General features: G+C 68.6%; 13 protein-coding genes. 6 read left to right on the top strand and 7 right to left on the bottom strand.

Annotated elements, in window-relative coordinates; all coding sequences use genetic code 11:
* Window position 1: 1 nt before the first annotated feature.
* Together B7L05_RS15115 and B7L05_RS15110 are read right to left on the bottom strand one after the other, a co-directional pair.
* Window positions 2-892 carry an alpha/beta fold hydrolase gene (locus B7L05_RS15115; RefSeq protein WP_085811101.1) on the bottom strand — a complete coding sequence of 297 codons (891 nt, stop codon included), beginning with the start codon at window positions 890-892 and terminating at the stop codon, window positions 2-4.
* Window positions 889-1,668, bottom strand: coding sequence for an SDR family NAD(P)-dependent oxidoreductase (locus tag B7L05_RS15110; protein ID WP_085811100.1), 780 nt, complete (start codon window positions 1,666-1,668; stop codon window positions 889-891). The genes B7L05_RS15115 and B7L05_RS15110 overlap by 4 nt, the downstream gene beginning before the upstream one ends.
* 107 nt (window positions 1,669-1,775) lie before the next feature.
* On the opposite strand from B7L05_RS15110, the gene B7L05_RS15105 reads away from it, so the two are divergent.
* The 4 genes from B7L05_RS15105 to B7L05_RS15090 are packed head-to-tail and all read left to right on the top strand — an operon-like array spanning window position 1,776 to window position 6,168.
* Window positions 1,776-3,113: an NAD(P)/FAD-dependent oxidoreductase gene (locus B7L05_RS15105; protein WP_085811099.1), complete on the top strand. Its 1,338-nt coding sequence runs from the start codon at window positions 1,776-1,778 to the stop codon at window positions 3,111-3,113.
* Window positions 3,110-4,183 (top strand): acyl-CoA dehydrogenase family protein, encoded by a 1,074-nt coding sequence (locus tag B7L05_RS15100; protein WP_085811098.1) that lies wholly within the window; start codon window positions 3,110-3,112, stop codon window positions 4,181-4,183. The genes B7L05_RS15105 and B7L05_RS15100 overlap by 4 nt, the downstream gene beginning before the upstream one ends.
* On the top strand, window positions 4,180-5,379 hold the full coding sequence (locus B7L05_RS15095; RefSeq protein ID WP_085811097.1) for an acyl-CoA dehydrogenase family protein: 1,200 nt from the start codon (window positions 4,180-4,182) through the stop codon (window positions 5,377-5,379). Before B7L05_RS15100 ends, B7L05_RS15095 begins: the two co-directional genes overlap by 4 nt.
* Window positions 5,380-5,400: 21 nt before the next feature.
* The gene (locus B7L05_RS15090; RefSeq protein ID WP_085811096.1) at window positions 5,401-6,168 is read left to right on the top strand and encodes an SDR family oxidoreductase; all 768 of its coding nucleotides are present in this window, start codon (window positions 5,401-5,403) and stop codon (window positions 6,166-6,168) included.
* A 9-nt stretch (window positions 6,169-6,177) separates the two neighbouring features.
* Here B7L05_RS15090 and nth read toward each other — a convergent pair whose 3' ends face one another.
* Together nth and dapB are read right to left on the bottom strand one after the other, a co-directional pair.
* A complete protein-coding gene (nth, locus tag B7L05_RS15085; protein WP_085811095.1) occupies window positions 6,178-6,837 on the bottom strand; it encodes an endonuclease III in 660 nt (219 codons plus the stop codon).
* Window positions 6,838-6,847: 10 nt separating this feature from the next.
* Window positions 6,848-7,576 carry a 4-hydroxy-tetrahydrodipicolinate reductase gene (dapB, locus tag B7L05_RS15080; protein ID WP_085811094.1) on the bottom strand — a complete coding sequence of 243 codons (729 nt, stop codon included), beginning with the start codon at window positions 7,574-7,576 and terminating at the stop codon, window positions 6,848-6,850.
* A 110-nt stretch (window positions 7,577-7,686) separates the two neighbouring features.
* Here dapB and B7L05_RS15075 point away from each other — a divergent pair, with 110 nt between their 5' ends.
* A complete protein-coding gene (locus B7L05_RS15075) occupies window positions 7,687-8,388 on the top strand; it encodes an NAD-dependent deacylase (protein ID WP_085811093.1) in 702 nt (233 codons plus the stop codon).
* 20 nt (window positions 8,389-8,408) lie between these two features.
* Here the strand turns inward: B7L05_RS15075 and era are convergent, their stop codons facing one another.
* The 3 genes from era to lepB are packed head-to-tail and all read right to left on the bottom strand — an operon-like array spanning window position 8,409 to window position 10,945.
* Complete coding sequence (gene era / locus B7L05_RS15070) at window positions 8,409-9,299, bottom strand: GTPase Era (RefSeq protein WP_085811092.1); 891 nt, start codon at window positions 9,297-9,299, stop codon at window positions 8,409-8,411.
* A 43-nt stretch (window positions 9,300-9,342) separates the two neighbouring features.
* Window positions 9,343-10,062 carry a ribonuclease III gene (gene rnc, locus B7L05_RS15065; protein ID WP_085811091.1) on the bottom strand — a complete coding sequence of 240 codons (720 nt, stop codon included), beginning with the start codon at window positions 10,060-10,062 and terminating at the stop codon, window positions 9,343-9,345.
* 4 nt (window positions 10,063-10,066) lie between these two features.
* Complete coding sequence (gene lepB, locus B7L05_RS15060; RefSeq protein WP_085811090.1) at window positions 10,067-10,945, bottom strand: signal peptidase I; 879 nt, start codon at window positions 10,943-10,945, stop codon at window positions 10,067-10,069.
* A 175-nt stretch (window positions 10,946-11,120) separates the two neighbouring features.
* Between lepB and pgi the strand changes: the two genes are divergently transcribed.
* Window positions 11,121-12,614 carry a glucose-6-phosphate isomerase gene (gene pgi, locus B7L05_RS15055; protein ID WP_085811089.1) on the top strand — a complete coding sequence of 498 codons (1,494 nt, stop codon included), beginning with the start codon at window positions 11,121-11,123 and terminating at the stop codon, window positions 12,612-12,614.
* The last annotated feature ends 77 nt before the right edge of the window (window positions 12,615-12,691 follow it).

Here is a 12,691-nt window from a genome sequence, read left to right as displayed (position 1 = left end):
GCTAAGCGCGCGGCAGCCAGTCGGCGAGGATCGCGTTTACCGCCTCGGGCGCTTCCTGCTGAACCCAGTGCGACACGCCGGGGAGGCGGCGGATCGTCAGGTCGGCGACGAAGCGCTCGGTCCCGTCGAGCGTTTCGAGCCCCAGCGCCTTGTCTTCCTCCCCCCATACGATCAGCGTCGGCACGTCGACGCGGCCGTCGCCGATGTCGAGCGCGGTGCGGTGGCGCACTGCGGCGCGATACCAGTTGATCATCGCGGTGAGCGCGCCGGGGCGCTGCGCGGCGCGCGCATAGACATCGAGTACGTCGCGCGGGAAGCGGCTCTTGTCCACCGCCATGCCGCGGAATGCCTCGCGGATGCCGCGCGCGTCGCGGCGCCCCATCGACCATTCCGGCAGCCGCGGGATCTGGAAGAAGGCGATGTACCAGCTGCGGCGGCGCTGCGGCCCATGCTTCAGCGCTTCCGCGAAGCAGGCGGGGTGGGGCAAGTTCATTACCACCAGCCGCTCGATCGGGCGGACGCGGCGGATCGCGAACAGCCACGCGATCGCGCCGCCCCAGTCGTGCGCGATCAGCGTCAGCTTCGTCGCCCCGCTCGCGTCGAACAAGGCGGCGGCATCCGCAACGATCCGGTCCGCGCTATAGGCGGCGACGCCGCTGGGCCGCAACGAGGCACCGTAGCCGCGCTGGTTGGGCGCCCAGACGCGATATCCCATCTCGGCCAGCAGCGGCATCTGGTAGCGCCAAGAGTAATTGAGCTCCGGAAAGCCGTGGAGGCACAGCGCGAGGTGATCCCCGCTGCCCGCCTCGGCCACTTCGAAGGTGAGGCCGTTGGCGGCGACCTCGCGTACGGTGATGCCGCTATCCGCCGGCGGCTGCCAGCTCGGCGTCACGCGTTGCTGCCTTCGGTAGCGTAGCGGAAGAGGTTGGGCTGGCCCGTCCACGCCGTCTGCCCGCCGTCCGCCACCATGATGGTGCCGGTGACGTAGGAGGCGGCGTCCGAGGCGAGGAACGCGATCACCTCCGCCATTTCTTCTGGCTGGCCGGGGCGGCCCATCGGGATCGTGTCGTGCCAGGCCGATTCGAGCCCTGGCATCATCTGCACCCCGGCGGTGATCGGCGTGACGATCAGCCCCGGGCAGATCGCATTGACGCGGATGCCGTCGCGGGCATGGTCGACGGCGAGGCTGCGGGTATAGTTGATGACCCCAGCCTTCGCGGCATTGTAGGCGGTGAAGCCATAGTCGCCGCCAAGGCCGGAGATCGACGCGGTGTTGACGATCGCGGCCTTGCCGCCGGTCATGTGCGGAATGGCCGCACGGCAGGCGTAGAAGACGGCGTGAAGATTTATCGCGACGACGCGGTCCCATGTGTCGGGATCGACGTCGGGTGTCTTGCCGAAGATGCCGACCCCGGCGTTGTTGAGGAGGATATCGATCCGTCCGTGCGCGGCCACGGTCTGCGCCACGAAGGCATCGACCTGCTCGCGATCCGAAACATCGGCGGTGAGCGCCAGCCCGCCCGTCTCCGCGGCAATCGCCTGCGCCGCGTCGCTGTTAAGATCGACGAGCACGACCTTCGCGCCTTCGCGCGCCAGCAGCCGCGCGGTCGCCGCGCCGATGCCCGATCCGCCGCCGGTGATCACCGCTACCCTGTCCGTGAACCGCATTGTCGCTCTCCCCTGTCCGCCGGTCGCCGGTTGATTCGGCGCGCGCTTCAGGCCATCATAACTTTCGTTATGGCTGCTGGGAAATGGTAGGCCGGGGAGAGGGATCAATGACGACGGGCAAGCGCGCCTGCATCATCGGCGCAGGCTGTTCGGGCTTCACCACCGCCAAGCGGCTGAAGGACGAAGGCATCGCGTTCGACTGTTTCGAGATGTCCGACGATATCGGCGGCAACTGGTACTATAAGAACCCCAACGGCAAGTCGGCCTGCTACCAGTCGCTGCATATCGACACGTCGAAATGGCGGCTCGCGTTCGAGGATTATCCGGTGCCGGCGAACTGGCCCGATTTCCCGAGCCACGCGCAGCTGTGGCAGTATTTTCGCGACTACGTCGATCACTTCGGCCTGCGCCCGCTGATCACGTTCAATACCGCGGTGACCCGCGCGACGCGCAAGCCCGGCGGGGGGTGGCAGGTGACGCTGTCGACCGGCGAAACGCGCGAGTATGAGACGCTGTTCGTCTGCAACGGACACCATTGGGATCCCAAGATCCCCGACTATCCGGGCAGCTTTGACAACCCGCATTTCCACGTCCACAGCTATCGCGATCCGTACGACCCGGTCGACCTGCGCGGCAAGAACGTCGTCGTCGTCGGCATGGGCAATTCGGCAATGGATGTCGCGAGCGAACTGTCGCAGCGACACCTGGCGAAGAACCTGTGGGTCGCGGCGCGCCGGGGCGTGTGGGTGCTGCCCAAGATGGCGGGCGGCAAGCCGATGGACAAATCCGCGATGCCGACGTGGATGCCGCGCAAGCTCGGCAAGGCGCTCGCCCGCCGCATGATCAAGAAGATGGTCGGGCGGATGGAGGATTACGGCCTGCCCAAGCCCGATCACGAGCCGCTCGACGCGCATCCCAGCGTTTCGGGCGAGTTCCTGACGCGGGCGAGCTGCGGCGACATCAAGTTCAAGCCCAACATCAAGGCGTTGGAAGGGACGCGCGTCCGCTTCGAGGACGACAGCGTCGAGGAAGTCGACGCGATCATCTACGCGACTGGCTACAAGATCAGCTTCCCGTTCTTCGACGATCCGGCGCTGTTGCCCGATGCGCAGAATCGTTTCCCGCTGTTCAAGCGGATGGTGATCCCGGGCATCCACGACCTGTTCTTCATGGGGCTGGCACAGCCGCTGCCGACGCTGGTCAATTTCGCCGAGCAGCAGTCGAAGCTCGTCGCCGGTTTCATGACCGGACGCTACGCGCTGCCGTCGGTCGACGAGATGCGCCGCATCACCGCCGAGGACGAGGCGACCGAGCTCGGCGACTATTATCAGTCGACGCGTCACACGATCCAGGTCGATTTCGCGCGCTACGTCGCCGATCTTCATAAGGAGATCCCCAAGGGTGAGCGGCGCGCAAAGGCGCAGACGGGCAAGGTGGCGGCGTGACCGACACGTTGGTGCGTCCCGACACGGCGCCGGCCACGCTCGACGCCGCCGATCGCGCGGCGTTGGGCGATAGCGTGCGGCGGCTGCTCGCCGATCGCTGCACCGAAGCCGACGTACGCCGCATCATGGACAATGAGAGCGGTCACGATGCCGCGCTGTGGCGCGCGCTGGTTGAACTTGGCGTCGTCGGGCTGACGGTGCCGGAAGAGCACGGCGGGGCGGGATTGGGGCCGGTCGAGCTCGAACTGGTGATGGAGGAGGCCGGCGCCGCCCTGCTGCCGGCGCCGCTGATCTCGACCGCGATGGCGAGCGTCCTGCTCGATGGCGAGCGACTGGCCAAGATCGCCGACGGCTCGACGATCGCCGCCGTCGCCTTCGTCGGCGCGTACGACTGGGCCGGGCGCAGCGACGTCCGCGTCGCCGGCGATCGGTTGACGGGAACGGCGCGCTTCGTACCCGATGCTGCGATCGCGGACCTGATCGTCGTCGCGGGTGAGGACGGCGTGTTCGTTGTCGAGCGCTGCGACGTGACGATCACGCCGCTGCCCGTCTTCGATCGGACGCGCCGAATGGCGGACGTCGCCTTTCATGGGCCGGCGACCCGGATTGGTGACAGTTCATGCGTCCCCACCGCGCGTGACATCGGCATTGTCGCGCTGGCCGGCGAGCAGGCTGGCGGCGCGCGGCGCATGCTCGAGCGCACCGTCGCCTATGCCACCGAGCGGCACCAGTTCGGCCGCGCGATCGGCAGCTTCCAGGCGATCAAGCACATGGCCGCCGACCTGTTGTTGGAGAGCGAGTCCGCAACCTCCGCAGCGCGCGACGCGGCGCGGCAGCTTGCCGAGGGCAGCCAAACCAAGGATGCGGCGATTGCGCTCGCCGCCTTTGCCTGTGCCGACGCCTTCGTCCGTGTCGCCAAGGACGGTATCCAGATGCACGGCGGCATCGCCTTCACCTGGACCAATCCGGCGCACCTTTATCTGCGTCGTGCGCGGTCCGGCGCGCAGCTGCTGGGCGACGGCAATCACTGGCGCGAACGATATATCCAGGCGCTGGAGGCGCAGGCATGAGCAGCGGGATCACCGACGAGGCGTTGCGGGCCGAGGTAGCGGCATGGCTCGCCGACAATTGGACCGGGCTGCCGGCGCATCACGAGAGCTTCGGGCGCGATCCGCGCAGCGAATGGCTCGCCAAGGTGCGCGACGCCGGCTGGGCGACGCCGCGCTGGGACGCCGAATGGCACGGCCGCGGCTTGTCGAACGAGCAGGCCAGGATCGTCGAGCGCGCCTTCGCGGCGGTCGGCGCGCCGGGCGCGGGGCAGGACCGATCGAACCTATGGGCGAACACCGCGCTTGCGCATGCCACCGACAGCTTCAAGCGGACGATCGTGCCGCAGCTGCTCGCCGGAGAAGTCGGCATGTGCCTGCTTTATTCGGAGCCGGGCGCGGGATCCGATCTCGCCGCGGTGCGCACGCGTGCCAACAAGGTGGAGGGCGGCTGGCGCGTTACCGGGCAGAAAGTGTGGACCAGCGGCGCGGCGGTGGCCGATTACGGCATGCTGATCGCGCGCACCGATTGGGACGTGCCCAAGCATCGCGGCATCAGCTTCTTCTTCCTGCCGATGAAGCAGGAGGGCGTCGAAGTGCGCCCGCTGCGCCAGATCACCGATGAATCGCACTTCAATGAGGTGTTCATCACCGACGCCTTCGTCCCCGAGGAGAATCTGCTTGGGCCGCTTAACGGCGGCTGGGCGGTGCTGCAGACCGCGCTCGCCTATGAACGGTCAGTGATGGGCGATGCCGCGCGCGGGCCCCGGTCGGGGGCGGGCGGGCCGAAGGGCGACTATTCGCTGCTCGGTCTTGCGCAGGAGGCGGGGCGGCTTGACGATCCGATCGTGCGGCAGGACGTGGCGCAGGTGATCGCCTGGCGCGTGCTCAACAAGCTCAACACGCAGCGCGCCAAGGCCGATATGGCGCAGGGCACGTCCTCGCCGATCATGTCGCTCGGAAAGCTCGCGATGAGCCGCATCCTGCACGAGGAGGCGCGCGTGCGCACGATGCTGCTTGGGCCGGAAAGCCTGCTCGAAGGGCCGGAGCATCCGCGTGCGGAGGACGCCAACTTCCTGTCGCTCAACGCCTATTTCACCTCGATCGGCGGCGGCACCGATCAGATTCAGCGCAACATCATCGGCGAACGCGTGCTTGGCCTGCCCAGGGAGCCCGAGATCGATCGCACGATCCCGTTCCGCGACGTGCGGGCGGGCTGAACAGGCAAGGGGGGACACGGCATGGCGCGAACGATCTTCATCACCGGCGGGGCATCGGGCATCGGGCTCGCCGCCGCGCGCCGCTTCAAGCGCGAGGGCTGGACGGTCGGAATCGGCGACATCGACGAGGCGGGCATGAAGCGCGTCGCCGGCGAGCTCGGCGTGTTCACTGCAATGCTCGACGTGCGCGACCGCGCGCAATGGGCCACGGCACTCGACGGCTTCGTCGCGCACGCGGGCAAGCTCGACGTGCTGCTCAACAATGCCGGGATTGCGCGCTACGGCATGTTCGAGGAAGTGACGCCCGACGAATCTGATCTGCAGATCGACATCAATGTGAAGGGGGTCGTCAACGGCGCCTATGCCGCGCTGCCGCACCTCAAGCAGGTGCGCGGCAGCCGGTTGGTCAACGTCGCGTCGGTGGCGGGGATCGTCGGCTCGCCCGGGCTCGCGACCTACTCTGCGACCAAGCACGCGGTACGCGGGCTGACCGAAGCGCTCGACGCGGAATGGACGCGGCACGGCATCGACGTCACCTGCGTGATGCCGTTCTTCGTCGAGACGCCGATCCTCGATGCAGGCTCGAAGGGCAGCAACCGCACGATCCGCGACGCGATTGGCCAGTCGCCCGTTTACACCGTCGAGGAGACAGCCGAGATGGTGTGGCGCGCGGTGCACGGCCGCGAGCGCGAGTATATCGTCGGCAAGGCCGGGCGGCAGGCGCATTTCGCGCGCCGCTTCATGCCCGGCCGACTACGCAAGCGGATGAAGGCGGCGTTCGCTTCCTGATCGATCGCCCTACGCTGCGGGCGTCGCGCTCTTCGGCGCAGGGGTCTTGGGTTTGAACGCGCACAGATCGGCGACCGCGCAGCGCCAGCATTCGGGGCGCCGCGCCTTGCACACGTAGCGCCCGTGCAGGATCAGCCAGTGGTGCGCGTGGAGGCGGAACGGTTGCGGCACCGCCTTCTCCAGCTTCAGTTCGACCGCGAGCGGGGTCTTCCCCTTGGCCAGCCCGGTACGGTTTCCGACGCGGAAGATGTGCGTGTCGACGGCGAAGGTCTCGGCGCCGAATGCGGTGTTCATCACGACGTTGGCGGTCTTGCGCCCGACGCCGGCGAGCTGTTCTAGCGCATTGCGATCAGCCGGCACCTCGCCGCCGTGGCGATCGACGAGCGCCTGACTGAGCGCGATGACGTTCTTCGCCTTGGCGTTGAACAGCCCGATCGTCTTGATGTGCTGCTTCAGCCCGTCCTCGCCGAGCGCCAGCATCTCGGCCGGCGTGCGAACGATCTCGAACAGTCGCCGCGTCGCCTTGTTGACGCCCGCGTCGGTCGCCTGCGCGGACAGGACGACCGCGACGAGCAACTGATAGGTGTTGCCCGATTCAAGCTCGGTCTCGGGATGCGGGTTCGCTTCGGCGAGGCGGCGGAAGAATTCGAAGACGTCCGCCTTCTTCACGGCTGCTGCCTCAAAAGCCGAGCACCTCGCTCATCCCGTAGCGGCCGGCCGGCTTGTCCGCGAGCCACAGCGCGGCCTTGATCGCGCCGCGCGCGAAGATCGTGCGATCCTCGCCGCGATGGCCGAGCTCGATCCGCTCGCCCTCGCCGGCGAAGACCACCATGTGGTCGCCGATCACCGATCCGCCGCGCAGCGACGCGAAGCCGATCGTGCCCTCGGTACGCGCGCCGACCAGCCCGGCGCGGCTGTCGACCCGCTCCTCGCCCAGCGTCGTGCCGCGGCCCTTCGCCGCCGCATCGCCGAGCAGCAGCGCGGTGCCCGACGGCGCATCGACCTTGTGGCGGTGGTGCATCTCGGCGATCTCGATGTCCCAGTCGGGCCCGAGCCGTGCCGCCGCCTCACGTACCAGATTGGCGAGAAGCGTGACGCCGAGCGAGGTATTTCCCGTCTGCAGCACCGCGATCGTCTCCGCCGCGCGATCGAGCAGCGCATGGTGCGTCGAATTAAGCCCGGTGGTACCGACGACGATCGGCGTGCGCGCGCCGGTCGCGGCGGCGAGATGCGCCTCGAGCGCTGCCGGAGTGGAGAAATCGACCAGGACGTCCGCGGCGTGCGCGAGCGCCACCGCGTCGTCCGACGCGTCGGCACCGCCGGCGATCGCGACCCCGTCGTCGTGCGCGATGGTCGCGATGGCGCGACCCATCCGCCCCGCGCTGCCGTAGATGCCGATCGCGGCCATGTGCGTCCTTCCCGCTCGTTCGCGCCCCGTTACCCGGCGCGCCGGAATGCGTCGAGGGGCTGCGACCCGCTGCGGTCGCCTGCCGACGCGCGATCGCCTATGCCGGCGTCATGATGAACCCAAGCAATATCGTCGTGCTGACCGGCGCCGGCATTTCGGCGGAAAGCGGCCTCGCTACGTTCCGCGGGCCTGGCGGGCTGTGGGAGGGGCATCGTGTGGAGGACGTGTGCACGCCCGAGGCGCTGGCGGCGGATCCGGCGCTGGTGCACCGCTTTTACGATCTGCGCCGTGCGGCGCTGCGCGACGTCGCGCCCAATGCGGCGCACGCCGCACTGGCGCGGCTCGATTCGGCGTGGCCGGGCGAGCTGCTGATCGTGACGCAGAACGTCGACGACCTGCACGAGCGCGCCGGCGCGCGCCGGCTGCTGCACATGCACGGCGAGCTGATGTCGGCGCTGTGCGCCGCGTGCGGCGAGCGTGCACCGTCGCCGCTTGCACTGCCGCCGGGCAGTATCTGCCAGGCGTGCGGGGCGGCGGCGCTGCGGCCCGACATCGTCTTCTTCGGCGAGATGCCGTACCAGATGGAGCGGATCGAGCGCGCGCTGACAGCTTGCGACCTGTTCGTCTCGATCGGTACGTCGGGCGCGGTCTATCCCGCCGCGGGCTTCGTGCAACTCGCGAACCATTATGGCGCCGCGACGCTCGAGCTCAATCTCGAGCCGTCGGGCGGCAGCGGCTGGTTCGACGAGAGCCGGCGCGGTGCGGCGACGGCGCTGGTGCCGGCCTGGGTCGACGAGGTGCTCGCGGCCTGACTGCGCCAGTACCCCTGTGGCTAGTCGACCCAATCGAGCCCCAGGTCGCGGTAGACGCCGCGGTCCTCGTCCCAGCCGGGCTTCACCTTGACGTGGAGGTAGAGGTGCACCGGGCGGTCGAGCAGCGTCGTCAACTCGGCGCGGGCCCGGGCGCCGATCTCCTTGATCCGCGCGCCGCCCTTGCCCAGCACGATCGCGCGCTGCGTCGGGCGCTCGACGAGGATCTGCTGGTGGATCTCCGCCGCGCCGTCGGGTCGGTCGACGAACTTCTCGGTCTCGACCGCTGCCGCATAGGGAAGCTCGGCGTGGAGCTGGAGATAGAGCTGCTCGCGCGTCACTTCCGCGGCGAGCGTGCGCTCGCTCGCGTCGGACACCTGATCTTCGGGGAAGTGCCACGGCCCCTCCGGCATCGCAGCGGCCAGCGTCCGCTTCAGCTCGGGCAGGCCGTCGCCGGTCGCCGCGCTGATGAAGAAGGTGTGCTCGAACGCGACCAGCGCGTTGAGCTTCTCGGCATGGACGAGCAGCTTGGGCTTGTCGGCGAGATCGACCTTGTTGAGGACGAGGAACTTGCGTTCGGGGCGGTCGGCGATCCGCTCGGCGATATCGGTCACCTTGGGGCCGAGCCCGCCCTTGGCATCGACCACCAGCGCGAGCACGTCGGCGCCCTCCGTCCCGCCCCAGGCGGCGGCGACCATCGCGCGATCGAAGCGGCGCTTGGGATCGAAGATTCCCGGCGTATCGACGAGCAGCAGCTGCGCCTCGCCCTCCATCGCGACGCCGAGCAGGCGCGTACGCGTCGTCTGCGCCTTCGGGCTGACGATCGCGACCTTCTGGCCGACGAGCGCGTTGACGAGGGTGGACTTGCCGGCGTTGGGGGCGCCAAGCACGGCGACGAGGCCGCAGCGGGTCATCGGGGTTCCTTCGGAAGGTAGGGGGGTGCCGGGCGTCACGCGATCAGCCGGTGGCGGAGGGCGCGCGCCGCTTCTTCGGCGGGGCGACGCTGACTTCGTTGAGCAGTGCAGTCGCCGCGGCGGTCTCGGCTTCCTGCTTGCTGCCGCCTGTTGCGGTCGTCTCGGCGAGCTTGGGGATGCTCGCGCGAACGGTGAAGCGCGGCGCGTGGCCGGGGCCGGCGCGCTCGATGATCTCGTACACCGGCGGCTTGCGCTGATTGGCGGCGGCCCATTCCTGCAGTGCGGACTTGGGATGTTGCGGTACCGCGGCTTCGGCGTGGATGCGATCGGCCCACAGGCGGCGGACGATCGCGCGGGCGGCGTCGAGACCGGCCTCGCGATAGAGGACGCCGAGCAGCGCCTCTAGCACGTCGCCGAGGATATTGTCGCTGTCGCCCGCCCCGTCGTCGCGCGCCTGCTTGCCGAGCCGCAGATGCGCGGTCGCGCCGATCTCGCGCGCGATCTCGGCGCAGACGGCGCCCGTCACCAGCGTGTTGAAGCGCTTCGACAGCGCACCTTCGGGTTCCGCCGGAAACGTCTCGAACAGCCATTCGGCCATGCTCAGCCCGAGCACGCGATCGCCGAGGAATTCGAACCGTTCGTAATCGGGTGCAGCCCGGCTGGCGTGCGTCAGCGCGCGTTCCCAGTCGGCAAGATCGTGCGGACGGTGATCGAACGTCCGCTCGACCCAGGCCGCCAGATCGCGGGCCTGCGCGGCGGCCATGCGATCAGTCAAAGCCGCGCCCCAGCCGGTCCCAGCGCGCCGCGGTGAACCACGTCCACGGCAGCAGCCAGTTCGCCGAGCCGTCGGTCGACCAGAAGATGATCACCGCCTTGCCCTGCACGCGTTCGAGCGGGATAAACCCCATGCCCTGCGGTTGGCCGGGCAGCGCCTCCTCCGCCGACGGAAAGCGACTGTCGGCCGAATCGTCGCGGTTGTCACCCATCAGGAAAACGTTGCCCGCGGGCACGGTGTAGACGGCGGTATCGTCGGCATCGGGGATGTAGCGCTGGTCGAGCACCTCGTAGCTGCGCCCGCCGGGCAGTGTCTCGCGATAGCGCGGGATGCGGCAATCGGCGCCGCCGGGGGTCGGCTGGACGAATTCGGCGTCGCACTCGCGCGTCGTGAAGTTCGGCGAAAGCGGCACGCTGAAATCGTTGATGCGCTGCTTGGGGATCGCCTGGCCGTTGAGGATCAGCTGCCCGCGCCGCATCTGAATCGTATCGCCGGGCAGGCCGATGACGCGCTTGATGACGTCGTGATCGTCGGCGCCCTTGGAGCGGAAGACCACGGTGTCACCGCGCGCAGGCACGCTGCCGAACAGTCGGCCGGGCACCGCGGGCTGCCCGAACGGCATCGACCAGCGCGAATAGCCGTAATTCCACTTCGAGATGAACAGATAGTCGCCGATCAGCAGCCGCGGCAGCATCGATTCCGACGGGATCGAGAAGGGCGCGAAGACGAAGCTGCGGAACAGCCAGACGACCAGCGCGAGCTTCAGCAGGAAGCGCAGCGTTTCGGAAAGCTCCGACCGCTTCTTTGCCGGCGGCGTGACGCGCGCTTGCGGCGGAACGGGGGCGGGGGCGTTGGTATCGACTTCGGCCATGAACCGCGGCGTCGCGCAAGCGCTGCGGCGCGTCAAGCTGGGGAACGATCGAACCCGGCTTCCGTTCGCGCTTCACCCGGCCGCGGCGCGTGCTTGCCGCAGCTGACGCTTTGTGTCTTGACGCTGCCGAACCCGCGCGTGCGCGGCGGCGCGACGCCCGAATGGAGATTGCAGCATGGCCGATTGGTCGACGATCGAAGCATTGCCCCGAACGACGCTCGAGCAACTGTTCGCCGATGATCCCGATCGGCTCGCGAAGCTGTCGCTCGACGTCGCCGGGATCCACTTCGACTGGTCCAAGACGCACCTGACGCCCGACGCGATCGCCGCGTTCGAGACACTGGCGAAGGCGCAGGACCTCGCCGGCAAGCGCGAGGCGATGTTCGGCGGCCAGAACGTCAACGTGACCGAGGACCGCCCCGTCGAGCACACCGCCGAGCGTGGCGAGGGCAAGGCGGAGAGCGTGCGGCGATCGGCCGACTATCACGCCCGGATGCGCGTGATGGTCGATGCGATCGAGGCGGAGGCGTTCGGACCCGTACGCTATGTCCTGCAAGTCGGCATCGGCGGATCGGCGCTGGGGCCGCATCTTCTGGTCGACGCGTTGGGACGCGACAGCGACCGCTACGAGGTGGCGATCGTCTCCAACGTCGACGGGATGGCGCTGGAGGACGTGTTCGAGCGGTTCGATCCCGGTGCGACGCTGCTGCTGGTCGCGTCGAAGACGTTCACCACCACCGAGACGATGATGAATGCAGAGAGCGTCATCGCCTGGATGCAGGAGCACGATGTCGACGACCCCTACGGCCGCGTCATCGCGCTGACCGCGGCGCCCGAGAAGGCGGTCGAATGGGGCGTCGACGAGACGCGCGTGCTGCCGTTCGCGGAAGGTGTCGGCGGACGCTATTCCTTGTGGTCGTCGATCGGCTTTCCTGCGGCGATCAAGCTCGGCTGGGATCAGTTCGCCGAGCTGCTGGAAGGCGCGGCGGAGATGGACCGTCACTTCCGCCTGTCGGCGCTGCACGAGAATGCGCCCGCACTCGCCGCCTTTGCCGACCTCTATTATACGCAGGTGCGCGGCGCCGAGACGCGCGCGCCGTTCGCCTATGACGAGCGGCTGCGGCTGCTGCCGAGCTATCTCCAGCAGCTCGAAATGGAATCGAACGGCAAGGGCGTGACGGTCGACGGCGAGCCGGTCGGGCGGCCGACTGCGGCGATCACCTGGGGCGGGGTGGGGACCGACGCGCAGCATGCGGTGTTCCAGCTGCTCCACCAGGGCACGCATCTGGTGCCGGTCGAATTCCTCGCAGTGATCGAGGCGGGCGACACGCTGCCCGAGGAGCATCACCGCCAGCTGCTGCTCAACGCCTTCGCGCAAGGCGCCGCGCTGATGAAGGGCAAGGCGAACCCCGACGATCCCGCGCGCGCCTATCCGGGCGACCGGCCGTCGTCGACGATCCTGCTCGACGTGCTCGACGCGCGCACGCTCGGCGCGCTGATCGCCTTCTACGAGCATCGCGTGTTCGTGAACGGCGTGCTGCTGGGGATCAATTCGTTCGACCAGTTCGGCGTCGAGTTGGGCAAGGAAATGGCGAAGGCGGCGGCCAAGGGTGGCGGCGACTTCGATCCTTCGACCACCGACCTGATCGCCCGCGCTGGCCTCGGCTGACGGCGTTGGCGCACGGTTGATCCTTTCGTCTTGCCGCGCGAGGCCATATCTGCGGCTGGCGCGAGCGTGACGCCTGC

Source organism: Sphingomonas sp. TZW2008, from assembly GCF_002117915.1.
Lineage (GTDB): Bacteria > Pseudomonadota > Alphaproteobacteria > Sphingomonadales > Sphingomonadaceae > Sphingomonas.
This window is presented reverse-complemented; position numbering and strand designations above follow the sequence as displayed.

Bases quoted from the DNA above. Each gene is read 5' to 3' on its own strand.
- lepB (WP_085811090.1), bottom strand. From the start codon at position 10,945: ATGGCCGAAGTCGATACCAACGCCCCCGCCCCCGTTCCGCCGCAAGCG.
- B7L05_RS15095 (WP_085811097.1), top strand. From the start codon at position 4,180: ATGAGCAGCGGGATCACCGACGAGGCGTTGCGGGCCGAGGTAGCGGCA.
- B7L05_RS15090 (WP_085811096.1), top strand. From the start codon at position 5,401: ATGGCGCGAACGATCTTCATCACCGGCGGGGCATCGGGCATCGGGCTC.
- era (WP_085811092.1), bottom strand. From the start codon at position 9,299: ATGACCCGCTGCGGCCTCGTCGCCGTGCTTGGCGCCCCCAACGCCGGC.
- B7L05_RS15110 (WP_085811100.1), bottom strand. From the start codon at position 1,668: ATGCGGTTCACGGACAGGGTAGCGGTGATCACCGGCGGCGGATCGGGC.
- rnc (WP_085811091.1), bottom strand. From the start codon at position 10,062: ATGGCCGCCGCGCAGGCCCGCGATCTGGCGGCCTGGGTCGAGCGGACG.
- dapB (WP_085811094.1), bottom strand. From the start codon at position 7,576: ATGGCCGCGATCGGCATCTACGGCAGCGCGGGGCGGATGGGTCGCGCC.
- B7L05_RS15075 (WP_085811093.1), top strand. From the start codon at position 7,687: ATGATGAACCCAAGCAATATCGTCGTGCTGACCGGCGCCGGCATTTCG.
- B7L05_RS15105 (WP_085811099.1), top strand. From the start codon at position 1,776: ATGACGACGGGCAAGCGCGCCTGCATCATCGGCGCAGGCTGTTCGGGC.
- pgi (WP_085811089.1), top strand. From the start codon at position 11,121: ATGGCCGATTGGTCGACGATCGAAGCATTGCCCCGAACGACGCTCGAG.